This window comes from Sorangium sp. So ce426 (genome assembly GCF_051475585.1).
In the GTDB taxonomy this organism is placed as follows: Bacteria; Myxococcota_A; Polyangia; order Polyangiales; family Polyangiaceae; genus Sorangium; species Sorangium cellulosum_B.
Genome location: NZ_CP150341.1, coordinates 11,017,163 through 11,041,517 on the forward strand (window position 1 = coordinate 11,017,163; position 24,355 = coordinate 11,041,517).

The 24,355-nt window shown below is 71.7% G+C and carries 19 protein-coding genes; 11 read left to right on the top strand and 8 right to left on the bottom strand.

Translation table 11 applies throughout. From position 1 onward, the window contains the following. Positions 1–19: 19 nt before the first annotated feature. The 4 genes from WMF44_RS41370 to WMF44_RS41385 form a co-directional block, all read right to left on the bottom strand. The gene (locus tag WMF44_RS41370) at positions 20–2,275 is read right to left on the bottom strand and encodes a hypothetical protein (protein ID WP_437295555.1); all 2,256 of its coding nucleotides are present in this window, start codon (positions 2,273–2,275) and stop codon (positions 20–22) included. A 6-nt stretch (positions 2,276–2,281) separates the two neighbouring features. Then, positions 2,282–6,283 carry a DUF6603 domain-containing protein gene (locus tag WMF44_RS41375; RefSeq protein ID WP_437295556.1) on the bottom strand — a complete coding sequence of 1,334 codons (4,002 nt, stop codon included), beginning with the start codon at positions 6,281–6,283 and terminating at the stop codon, positions 2,282–2,284. 21 nt (positions 6,284–6,304) lie between these two features. Beyond that, positions 6,305–7,576 (bottom strand): hypothetical protein, encoded by a 1,272-nt coding sequence (locus WMF44_RS41380; RefSeq protein ID WP_437295557.1) that lies wholly within the window; start codon positions 7,574–7,576, stop codon positions 6,305–6,307. 855 nt (positions 7,577–8,431) lie between these two features. Further along, entirely contained in the window at positions 8,432–9,286 is an 855-nt protein-coding gene (locus WMF44_RS41385; protein ID WP_437295558.1) for a transposase, read from the bottom strand. On the opposite strand from WMF44_RS41385, the gene WMF44_RS41390 reads away from it, so the two are divergent. Then, positions 9,230–10,357: a S8 family serine peptidase gene (locus WMF44_RS41390; protein ID WP_437295559.1), complete on the top strand. Its 1,128-nt coding sequence runs from the start codon at positions 9,230–9,232 to the stop codon at positions 10,355–10,357. The genes WMF44_RS41385 and WMF44_RS41390 overlap by 57 nt on opposite strands. Positions 10,358–10,956: 599 nt before the next feature. Beyond that, positions 10,957–11,328, top strand: a complete 372-nt coding sequence (locus WMF44_RS41395; protein WP_012240305.1) for an RNA recognition motif domain-containing protein — start codon at positions 10,957–10,959, stop codon at positions 11,326–11,328. A 192-nt stretch (positions 11,329–11,520) separates the two neighbouring features. Here WMF44_RS41395 and eno read toward each other — a convergent pair whose 3' ends face one another. After that, on the bottom strand, positions 11,521–12,816 hold the full coding sequence (gene eno, locus WMF44_RS41400; protein WP_437295560.1) for a phosphopyruvate hydratase: 1,296 nt from the start codon (positions 12,814–12,816) through the stop codon (positions 11,521–11,523). 269 nt (positions 12,817–13,085) lie between these two features. On the opposite strand from eno, the gene WMF44_RS41405 reads away from it, so the two are divergent. The 5 genes from WMF44_RS41405 (at position 13,086) to WMF44_RS41425 (ending at position 17,829) form a co-directional block, all read left to right on the top strand. Then, positions 13,086–13,727: a DotU family type IV/VI secretion system protein gene (locus WMF44_RS41405; protein ID WP_437295561.1), complete on the top strand. Its 642-nt coding sequence runs from the start codon at positions 13,086–13,088 to the stop codon at positions 13,725–13,727. After that, entirely contained in the window at positions 13,724–14,818 is a 1,095-nt protein-coding gene (locus WMF44_RS41410; protein WP_437295562.1) for a type VI secretion system protein, read from the top strand. The genes WMF44_RS41405 and WMF44_RS41410 overlap by 4 nt, the downstream gene beginning before the upstream one ends. Before the next feature lie 169 nt (positions 14,819–14,987). After that, entirely contained in the window at positions 14,988–15,716 is a 729-nt protein-coding gene (locus WMF44_RS41415; RefSeq protein ID WP_437295563.1) for an Hsp20/alpha crystallin family protein, read from the top strand. 832 nt (positions 15,717–16,548) lie between these two features. Beyond that, positions 16,549–17,016 carry a hypothetical protein gene (locus WMF44_RS41420; RefSeq protein ID WP_437295564.1) on the top strand — a complete coding sequence of 156 codons (468 nt, stop codon included), beginning with the start codon at positions 16,549–16,551 and terminating at the stop codon, positions 17,014–17,016. A 108-nt stretch (positions 17,017–17,124) separates the two neighbouring features. Continuing rightward, the gene (locus tag WMF44_RS41425) at positions 17,125–17,829 is read left to right on the top strand and encodes a DUF6968 family protein (protein ID WP_437295565.1); all 705 of its coding nucleotides are present in this window, start codon (positions 17,125–17,127) and stop codon (positions 17,827–17,829) included. A gap of 277 nt (positions 17,830–18,106) precedes the next feature. Here WMF44_RS41425 and WMF44_RS41430 read toward each other — a convergent pair whose 3' ends face one another. The 3 genes from WMF44_RS41430 to WMF44_RS41440 all read right to left on the bottom strand — a co-directional run bounded on the left by WMF44_RS41430 (position 18,107) and on the right by WMF44_RS41440 (position 20,551). Continuing rightward, positions 18,107–19,102: a DsbA family protein gene (locus WMF44_RS41430; RefSeq protein WP_437295566.1), complete on the bottom strand. Its 996-nt coding sequence runs from the start codon at positions 19,100–19,102 to the stop codon at positions 18,107–18,109. A 77-nt stretch (positions 19,103–19,179) separates the two neighbouring features. Then, complete coding sequence (locus WMF44_RS41435) at positions 19,180–19,956, bottom strand: hypothetical protein (RefSeq protein WP_437295567.1); 777 nt, start codon at positions 19,954–19,956, stop codon at positions 19,180–19,182. A gap of 130 nt (positions 19,957–20,086) precedes the next feature. Then, entirely contained in the window at positions 20,087–20,551 is a 465-nt protein-coding gene (locus WMF44_RS41440; RefSeq protein ID WP_437295568.1) for a methyltransferase family protein, read from the bottom strand. Positions 20,552–20,606: 55 nt separating this feature from the next. On the opposite strand from WMF44_RS41440, the gene WMF44_RS41445 reads away from it, so the two are divergent. From WMF44_RS41445 to WMF44_RS41460, 4 genes are all read left to right on the top strand, one after another. Continuing rightward, positions 20,607–21,260 carry a TetR/AcrR family transcriptional regulator gene (locus WMF44_RS41445; protein ID WP_437295569.1) on the top strand — a complete coding sequence of 218 codons (654 nt, stop codon included), beginning with the start codon at positions 20,607–20,609 and terminating at the stop codon, positions 21,258–21,260. A gap of 196 nt (positions 21,261–21,456) precedes the next feature. Next, positions 21,457–22,437 carry a MopE-related protein gene (locus WMF44_RS41450; RefSeq protein ID WP_437295570.1) on the top strand — a complete coding sequence of 327 codons (981 nt, stop codon included), beginning with the start codon at positions 21,457–21,459 and terminating at the stop codon, positions 22,435–22,437. Positions 22,438–22,444: 7 nt separating this feature from the next. After that, complete coding sequence (locus tag WMF44_RS41455; RefSeq protein ID WP_437295571.1) at positions 22,445–23,305, top strand: DUF692 domain-containing protein; 861 nt, start codon at positions 22,445–22,447, stop codon at positions 23,303–23,305. Continuing rightward, positions 23,302–24,297: an HvfC/BufC N-terminal domain-containing protein gene (locus WMF44_RS41460; RefSeq protein WP_437295572.1), complete on the top strand. Its 996-nt coding sequence runs from the start codon at positions 23,302–23,304 to the stop codon at positions 24,295–24,297. Before WMF44_RS41455 ends, WMF44_RS41460 begins: the two co-directional genes overlap by 4 nt. The last annotated feature ends 58 nt before the right edge of the window (positions 24,298–24,355 follow it).

The window sequence follows — 24,355 nt, forward strand, 5'->3', positions numbered from 1 at the left end:
AGGTGGCGTGCATGGGCGGTCAGGAGGCGGCGCGGAGGGTGGAGGCGACGGCGAACACGAGCTGTTCGGGGCCCTTGATCATCTGCAAGGCGAACGCGGCCGGGCCGAGGCTCGCAGGGTCCTGGCCGAGCGCCCGGGCGAGCGCCTCGACGAGGTCCTTCGGATCGGTCGGCGGGCCCGAGGTGGTCGCGGGGCCGCTGCGGACGTTGAGCACGCGCGCGTTGCCGGGGCGCACGGCAACGGAGGGGGCGTCGGGGTGTCTGGGGTCGTAGACGGTGACCGGCTTGCCGGTGTGGACCTCGGGCGGGGCGAGGGTGCGGGTCTCGACCTGGCCGTCGTCGTCGACGCCGAACTCGAGGCCTTCCTGCGGCTCGGTCAGGGTAACGGTGTCGGGGACGCCGTCGAACAAGCACACCAGGACGCCGGCGCCGAGGTGGTCGAGGCGCAGGATGGGCACGCGGGCGCCATGGGCGGTGCCGACGACGGCGAGGCCGGGCCAGCCGGAGGCGAGCCCGGAGCGCAGCAGGAAGCCGGCGGTCGGCCCGTGGGCGGGGCTCGGGGTCGGCTGTCCGAGCTGTCCCGCGCGCCAGGCGAGCGCGGCCGCCTGCGCGCCCTGCTTGAGCTTCTGCGTCAGCGGGGCCTGGACCTCGGCGTCGCGCGAGGTGCCGATGCCGACGCTGAGGGCGCCGTCGACGAGCGCGCCCTGCCAGCCGGGATCGACATAGAAGAAGCGGAGCGAGCCGGGCGGCAGCATGCGCGCGTCGGGGACGAGGTGGACGAACGGGACGCCGCGCAGCAGCAGCAGCTGGCCGAGCCAGGCGGTGACGATGTCGGCGTCGGTGCTGCCGTCGAGCTGGGCGGCGAGCTCGGCCTGCACGTGAGGACGGGCGAGCGCGCTGCGCAGCGCGGTGACCGGAGCGAGCCTGGCGGTCGCGGTGCGGGCACGGACGCCGAGCCGGCCGGAGGTCGAGGCCTCGTGGATCAAGCTCAGCGCGCCGGCGGCGAACACCGCGGCGAGCCGGTCCGACGCCGGGACGCGTGCGGGGGCGGCGAGCCGTTCGAGCGCCGCGCCGGCCTGCCGGCGGACGCGCATCAGCGCCTCGGCGAACGGCTGGCTGGCGAGGGCGAGGCCGCGGCCGATCTGCCAGGCGGCCGCGAGGCTGTGGTCGAACACGCCGGTGTTCGGGTCGAAGATCATCGCGGCGTCGGAGGTGGCGAAGCCCCCGCCCGACGGCACCGCGGCCGGGACGACTGGGGTGAACGGGCCGCGGTACCAGGCGAAGCCGTCCTCGCCGGTCGGCGCGTGGTAGCCGAGGGCGACGTAGCCGTCGGCCAATCGCTGGCGGACGCGCGCGGCGATCGGGTCGACCGGGCCGGTCGACGCGACGGGGAGCCGCAGCAGCAGCGAGTCGCCGGGGCGCGGCGCGCCGTTCGCGTCGAAGGCGAGGGCGCGCGCGAGGCCGGCGAAGGTCTGGGCTGGATCGGCGAGGCACGAGAACGTCCAGCTGGCGAGCGAGACCAGCTGGACCTGCGCCTCGGCCGGGGCGACGGGGGCGTCGCCGGTCAGCAGGTCCCCGAAGCCCTCGAGCGAGACGAGGTGTACGGTGGTCCGCGCGGCGGCGGTGGTGGTGCCGGGCCGTGGGAAGCGGTTGGCGACCACGACCGAGAACCAGCCGTCGTCCTTGTGGCCGAACATCGGCTTGTCACCGGTGTTTACCCGGCGCGCGTGCGCGAGGTACGGGAGCTCGCGCGCGGTGGCGACGAGCCGGGCGAACGTCGCCGACGCGACGGTGATCGCGCGGCACTTTCGCGCGAGCTCGTCGTCGGTCACGGCCTTCAGGGCGGGCTTGCGGGTGGTCGGATCGGCGGCGAGCAGCTGCTGTACGGTGCACGTCTGCACGCCCTGGCCGCCCGCCGGGGCGGCGAGCAGCTCGCCGTCCTCGAAGGCGAGCAGCGCCACCCACGGGACATCGCCGGCGAGCCCGGGGACGTCGCGCTCCCACGGCAGCAGGCGCTTGTTGAGGACGATGTGCGGCAGCACCTCGGAGAACGCGCCGGTCGCGCCGTCGGGCGGGAACACGGTGTGGATGTCGGCGGGGTCGATCGTGAAACGCGGGCCGTCGACGCGGAACGTCTGCGCCGCCGGAGGGACGTACGCGTCGGCGGCGCTGACCGTCTGGACGACGTCGACGCGGTAGGTGGCATCCTTCAGGCCCGGCTCGAAGCCGTCGAACAGCTGGATCTCGCCGGAGGGGATGGGGGTGGGATCGCTCATGAGGACTCACGCGGCGCGCAGCGGCGGTTGCGAGAAGAGCTTGCCAGCCTGCTTGGCGAGCTCGGTGAGGGGCGTGCGGGTCGGCGGCGCGGCGCCGAGGTCGGCGAGCGCGGCGAGCATCGACTGCTGGGTGGCGACCGCGGCCGCTGAGGCCGCGGAGGTGATCACGGCGCGGATCGTGGTCGGGTCGACCACCGGCGATGGCAGCGGATCGGCCTGTGTGGCGGGGGTCAGCGGCTGCGCGCCGGTGCCCAGCGGGTCGAGCAGCTCGTCGATCTTCATCGGGCCCGGCGACTCGCCAACGACGGCCGGCGGCGCGATCAGCTGCACGCCGACGGGCAGCCTGGGGATCGTCGCGGCGGTGGCCGGCGGCGTCGCGCCCCGTGCCAGCGGCGCGCCCCACATCGCCTCGGGGAGTGCGGCGGCCTCTGGGATCTGGGTCCAGTCGGCGAAGCCGAGCTCGGCGCCGTCGTCGATCCGGGTCAGGGTGACCCGCAGGCCGGAGGTGGCGCCGGAGACGGCCATCGGACGGATGGAGATCGTCGCCGGTGGCACCACCGGCTTGGCGCCGCTCGCCAGCGGCGGAGCGCCCTTGCTGCCGAAGTCGATCGCGGTCGCGGGCACGGCGGTGTGGGCGGTGAAGATCAGCTCGTCGGCGCGGACGATCCAGGTGCCGGCGGGACCCTGGTGCGACAGACCGCGGTTGATCTGCAGGCCGAGCACCGCGGGCACGCTCGCGGGCTCGGTCGAGTCCGCGGCCGCTGCGAGGACCGTGGGCGCCGGGCCGCTCGGCAGCAGGGTCTGGAAGTCGTGCCACGCGAGCGGCTTCGGCTCCCCGCTGGCCTCGCTCGCGCCGAAGTCGATGGTGAAGGACAGGATCGACAGGTACACGCGCACGGTGCCGCCGGTCGGCGGGCCCCACACCGTCAGGCTGGCGCCGAGCTCGAACGAGAGGGTGACGGTGGTGAACAGCAGGTCGACGCGCACCGAAGCTCCGACGCTGACGCCGATGTCGGCGAGGAAGTGGAACGGCTTCCACGTGATCATCAGGTTGGCGTAGGCCTTGAACCACGCGCGCACCTGTCCCGACTGGTACAGCGCCTCGAGGTCGCCACCGGCCATGATCGCGGAGGGGGTGAGCGCGAAGTAGGCGCCGCCCTTCATCGTGGTGCTGCCGTCGACCTGCCAGTTGAAACCGACGCGCGCGGGCACGGGGTACCACGGTGGGGGGACGAACGCGGGATGATAGCCGCCGACGGTGAACACGAAGTCGCCGGCGTGCGGGCTGTCGCCGGACCAAAGGCAGAACGCGAAGCCGCCGGTGAGGTGGCAGTCGCGGCTGATGACGAAGCACGCCGGCGTCAGCGAGGCGGAGACGCCGAAGTAGCCGTCGTCGGGCTTGAAGACGGCGGCGAGCTGGAGCTCGACGAACGCGTAGGCGTCGGTGGTCGCCCCCTGCGGGAAGCTGGTGCTCGCGAGGCCGAGCAGGGCGACCTCGAAATCGTCGCCGAAGTCGACCACGAGCAGCGCGCGCCCGAGGATCAGCTCGAACGAGCGGAAGCGGATGCCGGCGGCGATCCAGTTGCGCCCGGCGCTCGGGGTGACCCACGCCTGCGAGCCGCCGGCAAGCGTCGACAGCACGCCGAGCGGCGTCGGCGCGGGGCCGAACACGGCCGGGTCGTCGAGGCCGGCGACGAACGGGAACCGGTACACCTGATCGACGGCGGGCAGCCTCAGCTGCGAGTTGTAGCCGAATCCGCCCATGAAGCCGGTGACGAAGAAGGCTGGCGGCCCGCCGAACGCTCCTATGACCTGGGCGAACACGAAGAACGAGGAGGTGCCGCTGGTCAGCGTCGCGTAGGCCGCCGCGGCGCCGATGAGCCACGGCGCGAACGCCACGGTCAGCTCGCCGACGTACTCCGAGCGCACGCCGCTCGGGAGCTGCGCCTCGGGGACCACCAGGAGGCCGCCGTCGATCGTCAATGGGCCGCTGTTGAACGCGACGGCGAGTCCGTCGAGGTGGCCCGTTGGCGCGAACCGGGTGAGCGGCGAGCCGATCCCGAGGCCCTGCAGCGAGAACGACAGCGCGGACAGGCTGGCCGAGGCGTCGAACAAGAAGAACAGGGTGTCGCCCTGGTACTGTAGACCGATGCGGTCGAGCTTGATCGGGCCGAGCGTGCGGTCGACGGCGAACCACGTCGCGCCGACCTGGTAGGCCGGCTGGGCGGCGGCGGGCGCTGCCGCGAGCGAGCGCGGGGCGGCGGGCTTGTTCGTCAGCGCCACGACCACCGGCTGCGGCGTCGGGCTGCCGAGGTTCATCCGCGCGGCAAACGTCAGGCCGGCCGTCAGCGCGGTGGGGATCAGCGCGGCGCCGTCGAGGCGGTCGCGCAGCAGGGCGGCGACGGCCACGAGGTCCGGGGCGCCGAGCGCGGCCGAGACGGCGACGATCTGCAGCTCCTTGACGCCGATCTCGACGTCCGCGGGCAAAAGCTCGCCGGCGAACGGCAGGTCGCGGAAGTCGAGGTTCAGCGGGACGTCGAGGGCGAAGAAGTAGATCCGCGCGTCCGCCGACGGACCGCCCGCGGCGCCATTCAGGGTGGCGAACAGGACCCGGCCGAAGTTCTTCGAGGCGGCGCTGAAGGCGATCTTGCCGCCGTTGAAGTCGTAGGTGAACTCGGCGGAGGTCAGGGCGAGGTCGAGGCCCTCAGGCAGCGGCGGGAAGTCGCTCCAGCCGATCAGCGCGGCGATGTCGCCGAACTGCAGCGGAGTGGTTGGGTCGCTCCACTTGGCGGTGAAGGTCTTCGCGGCGGACTGGCCGTCGAACGCGATGTCGAACGTGGCGCTCCCGACCAGCAGCTGGCCGCGGACGGTCGGCTTGTAGGCGTTGTCGGAGCGGACCAGCGAGGCGCCGACGGTCATCTCGACCGGGGTGGCGCCGACGGTGAAGTCGACGGTGAGCTGGCCGAGGGCGTCGTAGGTCGCGCTGTCGAACGAGAACACGAAGTCCTTGAGCACGAACTCGTGCAGGACGTTGGGCAGGGCGACGCCGAATTGCCCGGCGAGGCCGGTCAGGATGTCGCCGATCGGGACCGGGTTCTCCGCGCCGATCTCGCCCGAGAATTGCCAGCCACCGGCAGCCGGGTGCTGCGCGGCGACGGCGATGTCGACCTTGCCCAGCCGGGCGGTCGCCGCGATCAGCCCGCCGACCCGGCGCGTGTGCAGCGGGTCGGCGATCGTCAGGCCGACGGCGTAGCTCTCGAGCGCCAGCACGCCGGGGAGGATCTGCCAGCCCCCTACCTGCTGCGTCGAATTGCCGACCTTGGCCGAGATTTGCGCCAGCGTACCCGTCGAGGGGTCGAAGCCTACGCCGAGCTCGAGCAGCGAGAAGTGGGCGAGCTCGTCGAGGGTGCTCGGCAGACGGATCGCGGACGCGGCGTCGCCGAACGCGGCGAGCACGTTGTTGATGCTCGGCAACTCGACCGCGGAGGTGTCGAGCGTCAGCTGCAGCAGGCCGGTCGAGTCCTCGCCGATGACGATCGGGAACGTCGTCGGGACGTTCTTGATCGTCAGCGTGGCGCCGACGCTGATCGTCGCGGGTACGGCCAGGCCGGTCGACCACAGGGCGTAGCTCTGGCTGGTCCCGCGGACGTGCAGCGCCGCGAGCGCGAACCAGTCGAGGCCGGGGATGCTCAGCGTCGTCGCGGGCGGGGCCGTGATGTCGAGGGTGGCGAGGAACCGGTTACTGCTGGTCGCGTCGACGGCCGCGGTGATCACGACGTGGATGCCCTTGAACAGGCCCCAGTCGAGGGTCGCCCGCAGGGTGAGGGTCTGATCGGGTCCGGCGGGGGACAGCGCGAAGGTCGCATTCGTGAGCGGCGCGAGGGAGATCGGCGGGAGGCTGTCCATCATCGCGGCGATCGCCGGCAGGAGCCCGGCGACGGACGAGACGGTCAGGTCCCCGGACGCCGCGAGCTTCTCGAGTTGGGACTGCAGGGTGTCGAGCGGCATTCCGTCCTTCCAGGCTCGCGGTCAGATGCAGCGCATCGCGGTGCGCAGCGCCTGCCGGGTCATCGGCGCGACCGGGGGCTCGTAGATGAGCCGCGGCGCCGGCGCGGCCCACACGTTCGACGGGTGGAGGCTGCCGACCGGGATCGTGTTCCACTGCGCGCGGATGGCGTTCTCGGTGATCGACTCGGCGGCGAACGGTCCGATGCCGGCGAACAGCAGCTCGGCGGCGGTCGTCGTGAAGTGGTTGATATCGGAGCCGGGCGAGGTCCCGCGGCCGTAGTGCATCGCGTGCATGAGCTCGTGCGCGAGTCCGATCGCGGGCGGGCGAAAGCCGGCGGAGCCGAGGACGTTGTCGTTCTCGTTGATCACGTGGAACTTGACCCCGGCACCGACGCCCGCGCCCGGCGGGGCCACCGGATAGAGGATGATGTTGAGCGCCAGCAGGAAGTACTCGCGGACAGTGATGTTCTCGAACACGCGAGCGAAGGTGCGGACGTTGTTGTCGAAGGCCGAGAACCCGCCGTCGCTGAGCCAGTTCATCAGGTTCTGGCCGGTCATCCGCTGGCCCCGGAAGCGGAAGTAGCTGTACAGGAAGCCCGGCCCGGCGGCATTGTACTGGGTGAACAGCGACGCGAGCGGCAGGGTGTTCATGTCGGCCGCGAGCTGGTTGAAGCGCCCACCGAGCGAGCGAATCGCCGCGTAGCGCTGATTGACGAGCGCGGTCAGCTGCGCGCGGTCGAACGGCTGGCCGCCGGCGTAGGCCTGGATCGCCGCGGTCAGGCCGTTGACGTAGGCGGGTCCAGCAGCGAACGTCTGATTGCTGAACATCGACGGGCTGATGAACACCGACTTGGGCCCGCCGTTGAGCCGCTGCAACAGCAGCGCCCCGGCGGTGGTGGCGTTGATGCTGTCGAGGCAGCTCGCCGCGTAGCCGAGGAAGCCGGTGATCTCGGCGAGGCGAAGCGGGGTGGCGTTGTTGAACAGCCCGTCCTGACCGAGCGGCGGGTTCGCGCGTCCCTGGTTGATCACCGCCGTCACCGCGGCGGACGGGGCGCCCGGCACGGCATAAACCGGCCCGGGGCCGCCGCCGCCGCCGAACGGCTCGATCGTCGTGTCGAGGTTGAGCGGCGCGAACGCCACGTACAGACCGGGCGCGACGCCGACGGTGAGATCGAAGGTCGAGAGCTGGTTCGGCACCCCCTGCTGGGCGCGCCAGCGGTACCCGAACGCCGCATTCGACGGCGGCTGCAGGTAGATGAGGTTGTAAATGTATCTCCCGAGTCTGCCGAACATGATCGTCTGCCCACCCTGCGACGAACTCGAATGCATCGCCGGCCAGGCGGTTTCGACGCTCGTATCTGGTCATGAGACACCCCGGGTTCGATCCTGTCAACGCTGATCCGTCGCCTCGTTGGCGCGTTGGCGCGTCGGCGCGTCGGCGCGTCGGCGCGCGCCCGTGATGCCGCCGATGCATGGAGCAGAGCTACGCCGCTCGCACGCGAAATCGACCTGCTGCCAGGTCCGGTCGCGCACCGGAGCGCGCGTGAAAGGGTCGCGAAGCAGGCGCGCGGGTGCGCCCCTGGAAAGGCGCCCCGGATTTGACTCCGATGCTGACCTGAACCCGGGTCGACGCTTGCTCACCACGGATTCTTGCCTTCGGAGCGAAAAATGTCCCGATCGGACCGTCGTCATCCAGCGGGCCAGCTCGCGGGCCGCCGAGAGCCGCCCGCACGCGGCGGTTGCGTGCCGAAGCGCCCCGGAGGCATCCGGAAAGTGATGCCGGCAAGCACCAGGCCTGTGCCGGGAGGCAAGCGCGGCGGCGTGCGCAGGCGACGACCCTCTCGCCGCGATGCTGCATGGCCACGCCATGGCGGAACTGCGGACGGCATCGGGAGCGGTGGGAAAACGAGTGGCGAATCGGCTCCTGCATGCTGGCACGGAGGCGGCACGCGCACCATGCGCCTCGGCGCCAGAGAGCGCAGATCAGACCTCTTTCGAGTTGTAGGTTTGCGTGATGCTCATCGATGATCGCCGTGCGCTCCATCCTGCGCACCGCAGTCCAGTAATCCTGGGCGGATGGGAAACCATAGAGCTCTCGCCCGTGTCGAGCCCCGCGGGAACGGCGCCGGGCGAGCCGTCTATCGCGCATCAAACACCCGCTCGCCCCGTCGCAGGGCCCGCGCGCCGTGCATTGGGTGCAGCTCTGGCTCGACGACCGCGACGTGCGTTCCCATGACGGGCTCGGGCCGGGTGCCCACCTACGCCGCGTCGAACCCGAACGCCATCGACTCCCACGCTGGATCGCGCGCGGGTGCTGCCGTTCGGGGCTGCGAGGGCAAGTTCAGATGCTCGAGGACGCGGCGGAGGAATCAAAGCCGCGAGCCGGGCCAATAACTCCATTGGACTCATGACGCAGTGAGTGCGTCCCCGCCAAGGTGTCTTCAGCAAGTACGCTATACGCCCATGGGGCAGGAGCTCGATTCGATCGAGTGCGAAGGCCGGGCGGGAGCAGTACCGCACGAGCCTCTCGCGCCCCTGATCGTCATCCGCTGCGATGCGCGCCGCGGCAGGCACGATCCCGAAACAGGCAGCGGCGCATCGAAGGGCCCGGCAACAGAGCGGCGAGCGAAGGAGAATCCCTCGGCGCTGCGCCGCCAGGCCAGGCGCCGACCCCGATCGGTGAGGCCGCGGGCCCTTCACCGCGGGCGATGCGGCGGAAGAGGGCGCCGCGTTGGGCCACACCGGAGCCGCCCTCGGCGGCGAAGCAGGCGGAAACTCCGAAAATCGCTGCTGTTCCAGCGACCGCTCGCTATCGACCGGTTTCTCTGGCGGGGTTGCTGACACGCTGGACTGGCCAGCGCTCAGCGTGCCAGTCGGACGAGCGAGCGGGCTCGCGCGGAGTTCATGCGCGCCCGGGCGGCGAAACGGTGGAATAGTGTCCCGCCCATGCCTCCGAGCGACCTCGACCCGCGGCGCATCCTGCCCATCGCGGACCGGCTCCACGCCGACCCCGGCTACGCCGGCCGCGGCGTCACCATCGCCTTCCTCGACTCCGGCTTTTACGCCCACCCGGACCTCACCACGCCCAGGAACCGCGTCCTCGCCTACCACGACCTCTTCGCGCCCGAGGCGGGCCCCTCGGCGCTCGAGCGCGGGGACGCCTCGTCATGGCACGGCATGATGACCTCGGTCGTCGCCGCCGGGAACGGCGCGCTCTCCGACGGGCGCTTCCGCGGGCTCGCCGCGGAGGCGAACCTCGCGCTGGTCAAGGTCGGCTTCGCCCACCGCATCGTCCACGACGACATCCGGCGGGGCATCGAGTGGGTGATCGCGCACCGCGAGCAGCACGGAATCCGTGTGCTCAACATCTCCTGCGGAGGCGATTACGAGGAGTCGTACCTGACCGGGAGCCTGTCGCGCGCCGCCGACGACGCGACCCGCCACGGCATCGTTGTCGTGGCCGCCGCGGGCAACGCAGGGCACGACCCGGGGCACCGCGTCCTGCCGCCGGCCAGCGCGCCGAGCGTCATCGCCGTCGGGGGGCTCGACGACGGCGGCGCAGGAGAGCAGACCTGGAACTACCACTCTTCGTACGGCCTCACCCTCGACGGGCTGCAGAAGCCGGAGATCATCGCGCCGGCGATCTGGCTGGCGGCGCCCATCCTGCCCGGGACGCCGACGGCGGCGCAGGCGCAGCTCCTGTCGCTGCTCGACCGCGCCCGGGACGAGGAGCTGCCCGGGCTGCTCGTCGAGCACGCGTGCGTCGATCCCGACCTCGACGCCATCGCCGGCCGCGAGCCGTACCTCGTGCGCCAGCTCGCGGCGGCCAAGCTGCGCGACCAGAAGGTGATCTCCGGCCATTACAAACACGTGGACGGGACGAGCTTCGCCGCGCCCATCGTGAGCAGCGTCGTGGCGCAGATGCTCGAGGCGAACCCGCGCCTCTCCCCGCAGCAATGCCGGCGCATCCTGATGAAGACCGCGCGCGGGCTGCCCGGCATCGCGCCGGAGCGGCAGGGCTTCGGCGTCGTGCAGCCCCGCGCCGCGGTGGCCGCCGCGCGCGCCGCCGCGTGAGCTCGGCGGCGTCCACGCGGCGACGAGGTCGCTGGCGCTCGAGCTGACCTGCCCGACCTGCGCCGTGGCGCCGCGCTCGGAGCCGTCCTGGAAGCGGCCGATCGCCGCGAGCTGCACGGCGGCGGGCTCGCCGTGGGCGAGCGCGACGGACCTCCGGGTCGAGGTCCGGACAGGCAGGGCACCGCGCCGCTCTGACGGCCGGCTCGCCGGGACTTCGAGCGCGAACGGCGCGAGGAGGCCCGGAGCCCGTTCGTCCACATCGCACCGAGCACCGCGGCACGAGGCGCACGCCGTATCCAACGGGGGTGCACGCCGCCGCCGCCGTCCGACGCGCCGCGCGCGGCGGCGGTCAGGAACAGGCAGACGCGGCCAGCCTGGGGGAATACCTTGCGTACCCCGCCGCCGGCCGGTAGCTTCCGGAGCGCCTCAAGGCTCGTTCGTCCTCGACCTCTGATCCGGCCGCCTGCTGCAACGTGGTTGCCTCGTCCGAACGTGGGGTGACGGCCGGTCGTCGGGGAGCGTTTTCGCGTGCGGCCCGCGGCACGATCCGGGCCGTCCGCGAGGGAAGCGGGGATCGTGCAACGGGATTGGCGGCAGACATGAGCAAGCGGCTTTATGTGGGGAACCTGGCGTTCCATTCGACGGAAGACAGCCTGCGCACCGCGTTCGAAGGGGCCGGCGTCGAGGTGCTCTCGATTCAGTTGATGACGGACAGGATGACCGGGCAGTCGCGCGGGTTCGGGTTCGTCGAGGTGAGCGATGCCCAGGCGCAGGCGGCCATCAATGCGCTGCACGGCAAGGACCTCGACGGCCGTACCCTGACGGTCAACGAGGCGCGCGAGCGCACCGGTGGCCCCGGCGGCGGCGGCGGCGGCGGCGGCTTCCGCGGGGGTGGCGGCGGCGGCGGCCGTGGAGGCGGCGGCGGCGGGCGCGGCGGTGGCCGCGGCGGTGGCGGGCGCGACCGCTGGTAGCGCCGCAAGGTCGACCCCGACGGCGCGGTCAGCGCCGCGCGGGGCCCCTCGCCCGCTCGATCACGGGCGCCGGGGCGCGGAGCGCAGGGGAACCCCTCAGGAAATAAAGCAAGGAACGCCAGCGCGAAGGCGCGGCGACCCGCGCAGGAGCCCGGCCATCGCTGGCCGGACTCCTGGCCGGGTAGAACAGCGCTAGCTGGAGCGCTTCGCCCCGGGGCGGCGGAACGGCGCGCGGCCGGCGAAGACCTGGCCGTCGCCGAGCGCGTAGGAGATCCGGAGCAGCTGGTTGTACTTCGCGACGCGATCCGAGCGGGACGCGGAGCCTGTCTTGATCTGGCCCGCGTTCGTCGCGACCGCGAGGTCGGCGATGAACGTGTCCTCGGTCTCGCCCGAGCGGTGCGAGATGATCGACCGGTAGCCGCCCTCGGCCGCCTGGCGGATGCACTCGAGCGTCTCGGTGACGGTGCCGATCTGGTTCAGCTTGATGAGGATGGCGTTGGCGAGGCCGTCCTCGATGCCCTTCGCGAGGCGCGCGGGGTTCGTCACGAAGAGGTCGTCGCCGACGAGCTGGACCTTCTTGCCGAGCCGCTCCGTGAGCAGGCGCCAGCCCTTCTCGTCGTTCTCGGCGACGCCATCCTCGATGGACACGATCGGGAACGCCTTGGCGAGCTCGTCGTAGATGGCGACGATCTCCTCGCGGGTCTTCTGCTGCTTGTCGAAGGTGTACCGCTCGGTCTTCGCGTCGTAGAACTCGCTGAGCGCCGAGTCGAGCGCGACGCCGACGTCCTCGCCCGGGCGGTGGCCGGCGGCCTCGATGGCGCGCACGACGTACTCGAGCGCCGCCCGGTTCGACGGCAGGCGCGGGGCGAAGCCGCCCTCGTCGCCGACGGCCGTGACCATGCCGTCCTTCTTGAGCAGGCCCCTCAGGGTGTGGAAGATCTCGGTGCCCGTGCGCAGCGCCTCGGCGAACGACTCGGCGCCGTAGGGGACGATCATGAACTCCTGGATCTCGAGGCCGTTGTCGGCGTGCACGCCGCCGTTCAGGATGTTCATGAGCGGCGTCGGGAGGACGCGCGCCGCGGCGCCGCCGAGGTAGCGCCAGAGCGGCAGGTCGACCGTGTCCGCGGCGGCGCGGGCGGCGGCCATCGAGACGGCGAGGATGGCGTTGGCGCCGAGCTTCGACTTGTTGGGGGAGCCGTCGGCCTGGATGAGCACCTTGTCGAGCTCGGCCTGGTCGAGCGCATCCATCCCGAGGACGGCCGGACCGAGGACGGTCTCGATGTTCTTCACCGCGGTGAGCACGCCCTTGCCGAGGAAGCGCTTCTTGTCGCCGTCCCTGAGTTCGACGGCCTCGTGCTCGCCGGTCGACGCGCCGCTCGGCACGGCCGCGCGGCCCGTGCCGCTCAGCGTGGTGACCTCGGCCTCGACGGTGGGGTTGCCGCGCGAATCGATGACTTCGCGCGCGATGACGCTCTGGATCTCCGACATGACCTCTCCTCAAGGGGACCGCCTTCGCGCGACCCCGGCTGCTCTCGAAGGGGGCTCGAGAAGCGGCCGGAGCATAGGCACGGCCCCCCCCGGATGTCGACGCTCCGGTGCACCCGCGGCGCGCGGCGCGGGATCCGGCGCGGACCGACGCGGACCGCCCGTCGACCCGCGCGGCGCGCGCGGTGGACGCGCGCCCGGGTCGACGCGCGCGAGGTGGACGCGCGCCCGGGTCGACGGTCGGTGCGCGCCTGGCGTAAGCTCGCGCCCGCGTGGAAACGTCCATCGGCGTCTTCGGTGAGGAGATGCTCCTCTGGCTCTGCATGCTCCGCCAGTCCCCGCGGCGGCCGCCGGCCGATCACGTGCTGCGGCAGGCGAACCTGCTGCTCGAGGAGCTGAAGGGGTCCAGGCTCGCGCAGGGGATGCCGATCGCGTCGGTCGACGACGGCATGTTCGCGATCGCCGCGTGCGCGGACGAGTTCGCGATGTCGCTGCCGGACCTGCGGCCGGTCTGGGCGCAGCGTCCGCTCCAGGCGTCGCGGTGGACGACCAACAACGCGGGCGTCGAGTTCTTCGAGCGGCTGGAGCGCGTCCGGAAGGGCCCGCTCCCGGTGATGGCGACGTACGCGTGCGTGCTCGGGCTCGGCTTCCGCGGGCGCTACGGGCTGCCGGGGCAGAACACCGACGATCTGCTGCGGATCCGCCGCGAGCTGTCGCTCAAGCTCGGCGTGGATCCGGATCGGGACTGGAAGGGCGGGGTGCTCAAGCCGGTGCAGGTCGAGGGCGTCGCGGTGCAGCACCTCCCCACCCAGTCGTTCTGGCGGTCCGTGCTCGTCGGGCGGGCGCTGGCGTCGCTCGTCGCGATCGCCGGCGCGCTCGCGCTCGCGTGGACGATCGCCCAAAGGGTCCGATGAGCGGCTCCTTCGTTTACGAGCTGGCGAGCGTCCACACGCTGGTCGAGCAGGCGAACCTGGACAGCGGCCAGGGGATCTACGCGGTCCCCTGCTACCTGGTGCTCGGCGAGCCCGGGTCGGGCCGCTCCACGGTGATCCGCTCGATGAACCTGACGTGGCCCGTGAGCGGCGGGCAGCTCCCGATCGGCGTGCCCGGGGCGCGGTGCTCTTACTGGCTGGCGAAGGAGGCGCTCTTCATCGAGCCGGAGGCGTCGGTGCTCGGCCCGCGGCGGGAGCCGGCCGAGCTGTCGCGGCTCTGCGACGAGCTGCGCCGCTCGCGGGAGCGCGAGCCGATCGACGGCATCCTGCTCGTCCTGAGCATCGCGGAGTTCATCGAGCTCGACGAGCAGGGGCTCGACGCGTACGCGAACCGCATCCGCGCGTACCTCGTCGAGGTCGGCCGGGCGCTGCACGCCGACGTGCCGACGTACGTGGTGCTGTCGCGCTACGACACGCTCTGGGGCTTCGCCGAGGTGTTCCAGTGGACCGCCGAGCGCGGGCGCGAGGAGCCCTGGGGCTTCACGCTCCCGCTCGAGACGAGCCCGGACAACGCCGGGCCGCGGATCCTCCAGGAGCTCGAGGGGCTGAACGCGCGGCTGGAGTCGACCTGCCTCGCGCGGGTGAGCTCGGAGGACGCGCCCGAGGCGCGGACGCGGGCGTTCCAGCACCTGGCCGAGGTGCGGGCGCTGATGCCGCGGCTGCGGCAGCTGTTCGGGGTGATCGCGATGGCGAACGCGTTCGAGCGGGCGCCGTGGCTCCGCGCTGTCGCGATCGGCAGCGCGATGCCCGGCATGGGGGACCGGCTCCGCGCGGGGGTGACGCGGTTCATCAACATGGGGCTGGCGCAGCCGCCGAACGTGGCGGTCGCGATGCGGCCGGGGGGGCTGCCGATCCACGCGACCCTGAGGGCCGTCGTGCTGCCGGAGCGGGACATCGTGCCGCTCCGGCAGCGGTGGCGGGACGACCGGTTCACGCTGCTCTGCTTCGCGGGCGGGCTCTTGCTGCTGCTCGCGGCGGGGCTCACCGAGATCATCCTGCGGTACGCGCTCTGAGCGAGCGCTGACGGCCGCCCCGCCTGCGCGGCGCGCCACGGCGGACAGGGCCGGCGGCGCGGCGTCGACAGGCCACGTCATCTACGTTGGTTCACGCTCGCGACACGGCACCACACTTGCAAGTCTGCCGTTCGCAACGTTCGCAACGTTCGCCAGAAAGGAGGTTCTTATGGCGGAACAGCAGCGTCAGCCGACAGGCCAGGACGTGTCCGTGAGCAAGCCGCAGCAAGGCAAGCCCGGCAGCCAGGCGACAGGTCAGACCTCTTCCCAGGGGGCCGGCGGTCAGTCGACCGGGCTGCAGCGCCAGCAGGGCGGCGGCCAGATGGGGCGGTACAGCGCGGCAGGCGGCGTCTTCAACCCGTTCGCGATGATGAGCCGGATGATGGAGGACATGGATCGCATGTTCGACGCCTTCGGCTTCGGAGGGTTGCTCTCGCCGTTCAGGCAGGGCCGCACGATGGGTGAGCCTGGCGGCGGCCGGGGTCTCTCGTCCCTCGCGGGCGGCCTCTGGTCGCCGCGCATCGAGCTGGGCGAGCGCAACGGTCAGCTCGTGGTCAAGGCCGATCTCCCCGGCGTCACCAAGGACGACATCCGGGTGGAGCTCCGCGACGACACCCTGATCATCGAGGGCGAGCGCCGGCAGGAGCAGCAGGAGCAGCGCGAGGGGGTGAGCTACACCGAGCGCAGCTACGGGTCGTTCACGCGCGCCATCCCGCTGCCCGAGGGCGTGCAGGCCGACGACGTGGACGCGAGGTTCGAGAACGGTGTGCTCGAGGTCTGTCTGAAGCTGCCGCAGCAGAAGCAGCGCGGCCGCTCGGTCGAGATCAAGAGCGGCGGGCCCTCGCAGGGGACGAGCGCTGGCGGCGGCCAGATGTCGGAGAAGAACCGGCCCAGCTAGCCGATGTCGATCTGGGGCTCACCGGGGCGGCGGCGCGCCGTCGCCCCGGTGGCGCCTGGCGGAGGGGGGCAATCGTCAACCGAGCGCGACCCGCGGGCGCGCGGCGGCCTTATTTTGCGCCGCGCGGCGCGCGGCCACGGGGCGCCGCCTCGTGCCCCCCCGAGGATCGCGAGTTCGGTCGCGATCCACCGGTCGAGCTCGTCCTGGAGGCTGAACCCGTTGCGCGGGGCCCGGCGCCGCCGCGATCATCGCGGAGCCGATGCGATCCACGGGACGCGAAGGCGACGGAGGCGCCGCGCGGCGGGCTGTTGAACGCGCGGCTCGTCGGTCCCTCGGCTCCGCTCGTCGAGCACGTCCCCGAGCTCGCGCGAAACGTGCAGAGGCCCAAGACAACCCCTCCACCGCTCGAGATCGTCGCGGGACGCGGTCTCGACCTGGGCGACGATCGCCGGGGCAGATCGCCGAAGCGCGCACGCGGTGTCCGAGGCGGCGCGGCGCCTTTCCCTCGCCCGTGACGCTCCGCGCCCAAGTCTTGCTCCCATCCGCCGCACGCCCACGATCCGAGCCGGAACGGCAACCCGTGCGGACGGAACCCGACCAGCGCCAGGCCCATCGCTGCCGCGCAGCTTCCCCGATCTGCTCATCGGTTCGAAGGGCTTACGGGCATTCCTCCGCCAACGGACGCGCCGCCGGCGCCCGGGCGTCGAGATCTCATGTGTTCCCCATGGACGAGTCGCGGAGCGACCTTGAGCGCGACACGAGGCCGCCTATAAAACCTCAACCACGCCCTATGGAGGCCGCTGAGGATCGGCCGATCCTCGCGGGAGAACACATGAACACGCTCAAATCCATCGCAGCCACGTTTATCATGTCATGCGCTGGCTGCATGGTGAGCCCAATCGAGCAGACCGTTCATGAATCGTCAGAACGGGACGTTCAGGAGACGAGCGACATCGATCCGCTTTCCGCTCCGTACGCGCCGCTAGATCTAGCCACTGAAGCGCTCGACGAGCCATTGTCACGAGGCACCTGCGAGGATGCGTGCGAGCTGTATCATCGGCATTGGAGCCAGCTCTGCGCTCGTGTTCCAGGAGGCGGCGCGCGACAGTGCCACTCTGAATCCATGGAAGGATACGGTCTCTGTCAGAAAAATTGTCGCAGCGGGTGCGAAGCTGCCGGTTCGGCGATGTACGACAGATGGGAGCTGTACTGCAACGAGCGTTGCCCGTGGTACTACAAAGGCGAGTGCAACCTGCGCAACAGGCTAGGGCGCGTGGTGTTCAATCGCGAATGCGGCTGAGCGCGGCGCGTGGGGTGGCTCACTCTGAAGAGTTGGAGGATCTCGCCTGAGCTTGGACGTGCGCTTCGCTCACTTGACTAGGCCTCGGAAACGTGTACCGGACGACGCATGGACAAGATCCTCGGAGAGCGAAAGCTGGTTTTCAAGCCTTCCGACGGCTCACCGGCCCAGACGGTGGTCGCTCGATTTGGCCATCCGGTGCCAGGAAGCGACGGCACATGGTGTGTAGACGTCCAAGTGGAAAAAGGAGGGAAAGCCGGTACGGTAGACAGAGCGCACGGCCTGGACCAGGCTCAGGCGCTCTCGCACGCGTTCCTGATTCTCGATGCTCAGATCGAGGCCATGACGGATCGTGGATCCATTGAGCTGTCCGGCGGCGACGGACCTGTCGAGCAAGCGTCCGCGGAAGAGGCGGCAGCTTGGCGCATCGTGCCGAGGATCGCATCAGAGGATGGTTCCAAGTTCAGCAACGAGCTGATGCTTGCGAAAGTGGACGTTCTTGGCGAGCGAGAGCTGACGCTGAAGCGGAAGGATGGCGGCGAGGAAAAGGTCGTCGTGCGCCTCGGGCACCCGTACCTGTCTAGAGGACATTGGCGTGCTCCGTGCGAGATAGTCGGACCTAAGGGCGCCGTGCAGCGTCGCTTCGGCACAGGAGAGGACTCGATCCAGGCGCTGACGCACCTGCTGTATCTCGTTCCGATCCTTCTGGACGGCGTCGCGGAAGAAGGGGAATTTCGCACGCGGGAAGGCGCGATAGGACACTGGTTCCCTCGAATTTTGATCGAGGAGCGACCGGACAAGGCAGCGAAGTGAAGCTCAGGTCGACTATTCCGGAAACCGCAGCGTCTTGTGGGCCTCGCCGCTCTCTCTCACCGTCGTGCTGCCACCGTGGTTCACGCTGATGCCGCCCCTGCCCGGCTGCCCGTTCTCGATGGTGACGTTCTCGAGCGTGAGGATCCGAACCGATCCCTGTCGTGGACGGCGCCGTAATGGTGATGGCCTCCCTTGCCGCGCCCGCGCGATTGCAGGGGGACGCCTCGTTCATCACCGGTGACGGAACCATGCCACCCCTCTCGCCGCGAGCACCTGCCTACTTCGCGTCGCGCGGCGTGCCGCCTCCGGGCGCCGCCGCCTCGCGCCCTCCGAGGATCGCGAGCTCGGTCTCGATCCACCGGTCGAGCTCGCCCTGCAGGCTGAACAGCGCCAGATCGAACTCCCGCCCGTTGATGACGATGAACGGCGTCCCCGAGAGCCCGGCGCGGTCGGCCTCGGCCTTGTCGCGCGCGACCACCCGGGCGGCCGGCTCGCCCGCCATGTCGGCGCGGAACCGGGCCATGTCGAGGCCGACCTTCTGCGCGTAGCCGAGCAGGTCCTTCTCCTCGAGCCGCTGCTGGTTCTCGAACAGGAGGCGCTCCATCGGCCAGTAGCGGCCCTGGCGGTGCGCCGCGATGGCCGCGCGCGCCGCGGCGTCGGCGTGCGGGTGCGATCGCAGCGGATACACCTTGTGGATCAGCCTGACGTGGGGCGCGTGGCGCTCGACGACCTCGTCGAGGAGCGGAACAGCGCGCCCGCAGGAAGGGCACTCGAAGTCCGACCACACGACGATCTGGATCGACGCGCGCTCCGGCCCGCGAGAGGGCGAGTCGGCGAGGTCGATCTGCTTCACGTTCGGACCGAACCTCACGCCGTACGCGGCCTGGGCCTCCGCGCCGCTCGCGCCGCCGCGGATCTTGTCGGCGAGGAGCTGCGCGGCCGGCGCGCAGGCCGCGCAGGCGCGCGACTCGCGGACGCACTGCGCGAGCGACACCGCCTGCTCGGGGCACGGCGCGTAGAGCTGCGAGACGAGCTGCCACCAGGTATCGCGCTCGCGGCGGACGAGCTCGGCCGTGTCCACGCCGGGCAGCTCTTCCGGCGCGCCGCCGGCCGCGTCGAGCGGCGCGGCGCCCGGGGGCCCGGGGAGCGGGACCTCGGGGGAATCGACGAACTGGGGTTCCTGCCGCTCCGCGCCGCCGCAACCCGGGAGCGCGGCGAGCGCGAGGACCGCGGCGAGCGCGGGCCGTCGTGCACCTGATCTCGGAATGAACACGCGCGGATGCTACACCCCCGCCGCGGCCGGGCCAGGCCGAAGCGCCGCTCGAGGCGCGCGGCCGGCGCCGCGGCCCCTCAGAAGGCGCCGCCGAGACCGAAGGTGGTGCGGCCGGGCGCGAGGGCGGCGTGCGGCGCGAACCGGAGCCGGAGCGGGCGGAGGCGGATATACTCGTAGCTCTCGGGCCCCGGGGGCTCTTCGTACTCGAGGAGCGTGGCGTCGACGATGTTCGCCGTGAGCGCTCCGAGGATGGCGCCGAAGACAAGGCCGGTGAGCTCGCCGTCTCTGTTGGGGGAAGCACCGCCGATGACCTGGCCGAGCAGGCCGCCGCCGAACGTGCAGCCGACGTTGAGGCCGAGGCTGAGGAAGCCCTTGCCGAGGTGGCCGTTGGCCCAGTGGGTGATCGGGCCGCCGAGCACGAATGGGCCGGCGGTCATCCAGGCGAACATCTCGTTCTCCGTGGCGACAGCGAGGGGTCCGAACGCGACGGTCCCGCTGAGCACGAGGAGGTGCTGCCAGCCGTACCAGACGCGCTCTGTCTCGCGCCGCTCGCGCCAGGGAGAGCCCCCGGGCTGCCAGGACCCCGGGCTCGTCGTCCACCTCACGGGCGCCTGGGGAGCTCCGGGCGGCGCGACCCCGGCCGGCGGCGCGCCGCCGTCGCCCGGAGCCGGCGGCGGCAGGAGCGGCGCTGCCGCCGCGTCGCCCGGAGCCGGCGCGACGGCCGACGCGCTCGGCGGCGCAACTGGCGCAGGGGAGGCCTCGGACGCAGGCTGCATGGCGCTCGCCGGCGCCGCCGTGGCCACCACGGCCGCTGCACAGCCGATCCACAGCCCGCCGCGAAGCATGCCTGTCATCCTGCGATCCTCTCTTCCTTCTTCCTGCGCTCAGGGCCTCTTTTACTTCCTTTCTCTCGGCCGCTGCGTGCAAATCCGGCCCCGCATTCCTGCGAGCGGCGATGGATGGCGGCTCCGCCGGCGCGCGCCGTCAGACCCAGCGCCGCGTCGACCGGGCGTAGGTCTCGTAGGCAGCGCCGAACCGGGCGCGCAGCCGCTGCTCCTCGAACGCGATGTACCAGCGGTCGACGATCGTGACGAAGACCGCCGCGAGCAGGAACGACGTCGCCGCGCCGCTCAACGCCGCCATGCCCGCGGCGGCGAGGCCCATCCCGAGGTACATCGGATTCCTGGACCACCGGAACAGCCCGCCGGTCACGAGCCGCGTGGGCTCGGCGAAGGTGTTGATCTCCGTCGCGGCCCGCGCGAACTGCGCCCGCGCCGCGACCGCCATGACGACGCCGATCGCCAGCGGCAAGGCGCCGAGCCAGCGAGTCGACGCCGGGAGCACCGGCGGGAACGGCAGGACGGCGTGAGTCAGCCACATGACCGCCACCACGAGGAGGAGCAGGACCGGCGGGAGCAGATTGCGCGAGGGTGCGTTCGAGGTGATCATGCCCCACCAGTCTAGCGACAGGGCAAGACGCGGAGACTCGCGTTCGGGAGAGACGATGAAGCGCCCAGAAAAGCCGCGCAAAGAGCCTCGCCAGGCGCGCTCGCGCTTCCTCGTGGAGACCATCGTCGAGGCCGCGGCTCGCGTTTTCGACGCGCACGGCTACGACGGGGCGAACACGAACCAGGTCGCCAAGGTCGCGGGGGTGAGCGTCGGGTCGGTGTACCAGTACTTCCCGAACAAGGACGCCCTCGTCACCGCGCTGCACGAGCGCCACGTGCGCCACATGCTGCGGCTCGTCGAGCAGGTGGACGCGGCGGCCGACGGCGTCTCGCTGCGCGGAGCGACGGAGGCGCTCGTCGAGAGGAGCCTCGAGCTCCACCGGTCGGAGCCGCGGCTGCAACGGCTCCTCCACGCCGATCTCCCGACGCTGGAGCAACAGCGCACGCTGAGCGCGGCCAGCCGGGCTGTCTTCGATCGCACCCGGCGGCTGCTGTCGCGCCACGGCTCGGAGATCGTCCAGCCGGATCTCAATCTCGCCACCTACGTTGTCCTGCGCATGTTCGAGGAGCTCGTCCACGCAGCGGCCCTCGATCCGCCCGCGGGCGTCGAGGACGGCGCGCTCCGGCGGGCGATCACCGACGCGCTCATGGGTTATCTCACCGCCGGCGCGACACCGGCGCGGGCGGCGAGCCCCGCGGACCGGCCGTAGGCGCGATGCCCCTTCTCCGCGGCGCGGACGCAGGAGCCACGCGGGACGCCAGCCTGTACAGCGACGATCCGTCCGGTCGACGGCGGGCCCGCGACAACTTGCCGCATATTCCGCGCACGGCGGCCGTGCCACAGGTCGTGCGCCGGGCGGCCAGCAAGAGGGCCCTGCGCGTTCCTTCGGAGGCAGGACGACCACCATGACCCAATCGCCGAGATCCACCTTGCTTGCGCTGGCGCTCGCCAGCTTCGCCGCCTTTGCTCCAGGCTGCGGCGACGACGAAGCTGTGACGCCGGCTGGGACCGGCGGCGGCGAGTCTCCCGCCGGGACCGACGGCTCCGGCGGCGAGGAGCCCGCCGTGACCGGCTCTGGCGCGGGCGGCGGCGGCGAGCTTGTGGATGACGAGGACAGCGACCACGACAGGGACGGCTTCACCCCGCGCGAAGGCGACTGCGACGACTTCAACAACACCGTCCACCCCGACGCCGAGGAGCGGAATCTCGATGGCGTCGACTCCAACTGCGATCAGTCCGACGCGCCGGTCAAGACGCTCGTGTGGAACGGCGGCCCGGAGCCCGACCTGGTGGACGCGATCGACCTCATGGACGAGGACGGCGACGGCCAGATCTCGCTCGCCGAGTTCGCCGCGGCGTGCGCCAAGTCCGCGTCGCTGACGGGCCCCGCGCGCCCCGGCGTGGTCCAGATCAACTCGTCCTGCAGCCACTCGAACAGCTGCCGCGGCATGGTCTACCAGTCCTGGAACGAGCTTTACGAGCATGCCTGCCGCGCCATGAACGGGTGTTCGGGCTGGAGCTGCGTGGAGACCGCCGAGGATCAGGATCGAGACGGCCCCACGGCGTTCAAGGCGGCGACGTGCGACCACTGCCACTCCGGCTCGGCGGGCTCGTTCGGCGTGAAGGTGCGGCCCACCGAGGACATGGCCACTTACGTCGCCGAGTTCTGGGAGCGCCGCTCGGATCGGTACCTGCAATCCATCATCGCGTTCGGGATCGACGGCGTCCACCCGGAAGGCTATGCCTACTCGAACATGCCCGGCTCCTACCACCTGCTCTCGCTCGCCGAGATCGATCGGCTGATCGCCTACCTGCGCACCCTGACGCCCGAGGGCAAGAGCTTCGATCCGCTGGCGCCGGCCGACCCCATCGAGCCGAGCCCCTGAGCGACCGATGAGCGCGCCGCGAGGCCCGGCCGGCAGCCAGGCGCCCGTGGCGCGGGCGCTCCCGCGAGGCGCGCTCGGCCTCGGGCTGCGCCCGCCGCACTACGACGCGATCGAGCAGCTCCGGCCCCCGCTGGGGTTCTTCGAGATCATCGCGGAGAACTACCTCGGCGCGTCGCCGCTGCCCCGGGAGCGGCTCCGGCGCATCGCCGAGCGCTACCCGATCGTCGCCCACGGCGTCTCGCTGAACCTGCTCGGCGAAGCCCCCCTCGACCGGGCTCACCTGTCGCGGCTCAAGGATCTGATCCAGGAGCTCCGGATCCCCTATCTCACGGATCACCTCTGCTGGACGGCGTTCGAGGGCGTGACGCACCACGACCTCCTGCCGGCGCCGTACCATCCGGAGCTGATCCCGTACGCCGCCGGCCGGGCGTTCGAGGTCCAGGAGGCCCTCGGTGTGCCCTTCGGGATCGAGAACCTGTCTTCCTACGTCGCGTGGGAGCGCGACACGATGCCTGAGTGGGAGTTCTATCGCCGCGTGGTGGAGGAGTCCGGCTGCTGGTGCATGCTGGACATCAACAATGTCTTTGTCTCGAGCGAGAATCACGGGTTCGATCCGCGCGAGTACCTCGACGGCGTGCCCTGGCACCGGGTCTTGCAGGTCCACGTGGCCGGCCACCAGATCTTGCCCTCGGGCCTGCGGCACGACACGCACGATCGCCCGGTGTCCGACGAGGTATGGTCGCTCTACGAGGAGGCGTGGCGCCGGGGCGGCCCGTTCCCGACGCTCCTCGAGTGGGACGCGGAGATCCCGCCCTTGCACATCGCGCTCGCTGAGCTCGACAAGGCGCGGCAGGTGCGATCGTCATGAGCTCGAGAGGTGGAGATCCCCCGGCCTGGCTGCGGGAGCTCCAGCGCGACTTCACCGCGGTGCTCCGCGCGCCGCTCGACGCGAGCGCAGGCCGGTTCCGGGAGCTTTCGGAGCGATACCCTGCGGGTCTCGTGGCGCAGGTGAAGGTCGGCCCCGCGGGCCTCGCGCCGGCGGAGCGGCTCGCGGTCTATCACCGCCAGTACTGGATGCGGCTGTTCACCGCGCTGCAAACGAGCTTCCCCCGCGTGTCGCGGGCGATGAGCTATTGGCATTTCAACCACCTGGCCGCGCTGCACCTCGCCGCGTGCCCGCCCCGGCACGCGGACCTCGACGCGGCGTCCAGCGGGTTCGCCGAGCGGCTCCGCGGCGCGCTGCGCGGCCCTGACGGCGCGCGCCGCGGCCGCCATCCGGTGCGCCCGGCGCGCGGGCACGAGGACGCGTGGCGCCGGCGGATCGAGCTCTCCGGGGCGCCGCTCGCGATGGTCCGCCAGGCGCTGCGCATGGACGAGGCGGAGCGGCTCGCCTGCGAGTCGCCGTTCGAGGGCCTCTGGCGGCCGACGCCGGAGGAGCTCGCCGGGCTCGCCGAGGCGCGGCTGCGCTTCGCGGTGTCCTTCACGCTGACCCACGAGGACTGGGACCTCGCGCGCTTCTCGCGGCGCGCGGGGGGCGACCTGGGCGATCTGGAAGAGCGCCCCCTAAACGCGAGGCGTCGCCACGCGTCCACCCGCGCGTGGGTCTTCGCCCGGAGCGCCGCCGGCACGACGACGACCTCGGTGGATCCGCTGTTCGCCCGCCTGCTCGAGCGCTGCCGGGCGCTGCCGTTCGGGCAGGCCCTTGCCGCCGTCGAGCAGGGCTGCACGGCGGCGGAAGCAGCGCAGCTGCAGGTCAATCTGCAGGGCTGGATCGCGCTCGCCCTCTCGAACGGCTGGTGGATGGGCCTCGCCGGCGCCGGGACCGCTGGCCGCGGTCCGTCTTCTTCAGCTCGCCCTTGAACCGCCACGCCACCGCCGTCTTCACGCCCAGCGTGATCACCGACACGCCGGCGACCAC

Excerpts from the sequence above, each read along its gene's own strand:
- WMF44_RS41410 (WP_437295562.1), top strand. The coding sequence starts at position 13,724 with ATGAGCGGCTCCTTCGTTTACGAGCTGGCGAGCGTCCACACGCTGGTC.
- WMF44_RS41435 (WP_437295567.1), bottom strand. The coding sequence starts at position 19,956 with ATGACAGGCATGCTTCGCGGCGGGCTGTGGATCGGCTGTGCAGCGGCC.
- WMF44_RS41445 (WP_437295569.1), top strand. The coding sequence starts at position 20,607 with ATGAAGCGCCCAGAAAAGCCGCGCAAAGAGCCTCGCCAGGCGCGCTCG.
- WMF44_RS41390 (WP_437295559.1), top strand. The coding sequence starts at position 9,230 with ATGCCTCCGAGCGACCTCGACCCGCGGCGCATCCTGCCCATCGCGGAC.
- WMF44_RS41395 (WP_012240305.1), top strand. The coding sequence starts at position 10,957 with ATGAGCAAGCGGCTTTATGTGGGGAACCTGGCGTTCCATTCGACGGAA.
- eno (WP_437295560.1), bottom strand. The coding sequence starts at position 12,816 with ATGTCGGAGATCCAGAGCGTCATCGCGCGCGAAGTCATCGATTCGCGC.
- WMF44_RS41425 (WP_437295565.1), top strand. The coding sequence starts at position 17,125 with ATGGACAAGATCCTCGGAGAGCGAAAGCTGGTTTTCAAGCCTTCCGAC.
- WMF44_RS41375 (WP_437295556.1), bottom strand. The coding sequence starts at position 6,283 with ATGCCGCTCGACACCCTGCAGTCCCAACTCGAGAAGCTCGCGGCGTCC.
- WMF44_RS41420 (WP_437295564.1), top strand. The coding sequence starts at position 16,549 with ATGAACACGCTCAAATCCATCGCAGCCACGTTTATCATGTCATGCGCT.
- WMF44_RS41370 (WP_437295555.1), bottom strand. The coding sequence starts at position 2,275 with ATGAGCGATCCCACCCCCATCCCCTCCGGCGAGATCCAGCTGTTCGAC.
- WMF44_RS41450 (WP_437295570.1), top strand. The coding sequence starts at position 21,457 with ATGACCCAATCGCCGAGATCCACCTTGCTTGCGCTGGCGCTCGCCAGC.
- WMF44_RS41440 (WP_437295568.1), bottom strand. The coding sequence starts at position 20,551 with ATGATCACCTCGAACGCACCCTCGCGCAATCTGCTCCCGCCGGTCCTG.
- WMF44_RS41415 (WP_437295563.1), top strand. The coding sequence starts at position 14,988 with ATGGCGGAACAGCAGCGTCAGCCGACAGGCCAGGACGTGTCCGTGAGC.
- WMF44_RS41380 (WP_437295557.1), bottom strand. The coding sequence starts at position 7,576 with ATGTTCGGCAGACTCGGGAGATACATTTACAACCTCATCTACCTGCAG.
- WMF44_RS41460 (WP_437295572.1), top strand. The coding sequence starts at position 23,302 with ATGAGCTCGAGAGGTGGAGATCCCCCGGCCTGGCTGCGGGAGCTCCAG.
- WMF44_RS41455 (WP_437295571.1), top strand. The coding sequence starts at position 22,445 with ATGAGCGCGCCGCGAGGCCCGGCCGGCAGCCAGGCGCCCGTGGCGCGG.